General features: G+C 43.9%; 1 protein-coding gene. It reads left to right on the forward strand.

The features are described from left to right. Positions 1-178: 178 nt before the first annotated feature. Positions 179-2,047: a threonine--tRNA ligase gene (thrS, locus tag P5683_RS24325; protein WP_006623096.1), complete on the forward strand. Its 1,869-nt coding sequence runs from the start codon at positions 179-181 to the stop codon at positions 2,045-2,047. Positions 2,048-2,161: the final 114 nt, after the last annotated feature.

Consider the following 2,161-nt stretch of genomic DNA (forward strand, 5'->3'; position numbering starts at 1 on the left):
TTCTTATACCATATTGCCCTAAAATATTAACCTAATTTGAGATTAAATCATGCTCTCTAGGATTTGATCAAACCTTGGGAGGCGATCGCCTTAACGCAATACTTGTCCCTCAACCCAATACTTGCCCATTGCTCAGGCGATCTAGTAAAATGATAATCGTTCTCACGATGGGGTTAATATGCTCAGTCAAATCAACCGTCCCACCTCTGAGGAAAACCATTCCCAAAGAGATGGAGAAAAGCTGCGGCGAATTCGCCACACCTGCGCTCACATCCTAGCAATGGCGGTACAAAAACTATTTCCCGAAACCAAAGTCGCCATTGGTCCCACCACCGACACGGGGTTTTACTATGACTTTGACCGGAAAGAACCGTTCACCCCGGAAGACTTGGGGCAAATAACTAAGGAGATGAAACGCATCATCAAAGGTAACTTGCCAGTAATTAGGGAAGAAGTCAACCGAGAACAAATTAGGGCAGAAATAGAGAAATTAAATGAACCATTAAAGTTAGAAATTCTGGATAGTATTCCCGAAACAGAAACCATTACTCGCTATTTTATCGGTAGCCCAGATATGGGGCGGACGAATCATCCCGAAGTCGAACCGTCTCTGATTTCACCGGTGGTTATTCCCACCCAGGAATTTTGGTGGGATTTATGTGCAGGACCTCACCTGAACTCTACGGGCGAAATTAATCCAGATGCTTTGGCGTTAGAAAGTGTAGCCGGAGCTTACTGGCGAGGAGATGAAACCCTACCGCAACTACAACGAATTTATGGGACGGCTTGGGAAACTCCAGAAGAACTAGAATATTATCAGCAGCAGAAAGAGGAAGCGAAAAAACGCGACCACCGCAAGTTAGGACAGGAGTTAGATTTATTTAGCATCCAAGAAGATGCCGGAGGCGGTTTAGTCTTTTGGCATCCTAAAGGCTCAAGAATGCGGCTATTAATTGAGGACTATTGGCGACAAGCTCATCTGCAAGATGGTTATGAGTTGTTGTACAGTCCCCACATTGCTAATTTGGAACTGTGGAAAACTTCCGGTCACTATGATTTTTACCGAGAAAATATGTTTGACCAGATAGAGATTGAGAACCAATCCTATCAATTAAAGCCGATGAATTGCCCCTTTCATGTATTAACTTATCAAAGTCATTTGCACTCTTATCGAGAGTTGCCAATTCGCTGGGCAGAGTTAGGCACTGTGTATCGGTATGAACGCTCTGGGGTATTACATGGATTGATGCGAGTGCGGGGGTTTACTCAAGATGATGCCCATATTTTTTGTTTGCCTGAACAGGTGGCAGATGAAATTTTGGGAGTGTTAAATTTGACGGAAAAGATTTTATCGGATTTTGGCTTTAGTAAATATGAGGTGAATCTTTCTACTCGTCCGAGTAAATCGGTGGGGAATGATGCGGTGTGGCAATTAGCAACGGATGCTTTGATTGCTGCTCTGAATACTAAAGGCTGGGATTATGTGACTGATGAGGGTGGCGGGGCTTTTTATGGACCTAAAATAGATATTAAAATTCAGGATGCGATCGGTCGATTGTGGCAATGTTCGACGATTCAAGTGGATTTTAATTTGCCGGAACGATTTAATATGGAATATGTGGCGGCGGATGGTTCTCGGCAACGTCCGATTATGATTCATCGCGCGATTTTTGGCTCTTTGGAGCGGTTTTTTGGGATTTTAATTGAGAATTATGCGGGAGATTTTCCCCTGTGGTTGGCTCCGGTTCAGGTGAGAGTATTGGCGGTGAGCGATCGCTTTCGAGATTATGCTCAATCAATTGCCCAAAGTTTAAGACAGCAGAATATCCGCGCGGAAGTCGATAATACTGGGGAACGTTTAGGCAAACAAATTCGCAACTCTGAACTCGAGAAAATTCCGGTGACAGTGGTGATTGGTCAGCGGGAGTTAGATAATCAGTCTTTGAGTGTGAGAACTCGCTCCTCAGGAGATCTGGGAACGATGACTCTGCCCCAGTTGACGGAGGAAATATTGAAGGCGATCGCTGAAAAATCCCCAAGTTATTAATCTAATAGTTTGAGAGCATGATTTAATCTCAAATTAGGTTAACATTTTACGGCAATACGGTACAATACCAAGTATGGGTGCGAGACGTTTAGGAGTGAAATAGGGATGCAATGC

This window comes from Limnospira sp. PMC 1279.21 (assembly GCF_032349615.1).
Classification (GTDB): Bacteria; Cyanobacteriota; Cyanobacteriia; order Cyanobacteriales; family Microcoleaceae; genus Limnospira; species Limnospira fusiformis.

Coding starts and splice junctions, on each gene's coding strand:
- thrS (WP_006623096.1), top strand. CDS start 179: ATGCTCAGTCAAATCAACCGTCCCACCTCTGAGGAAAACCATTCCCAA.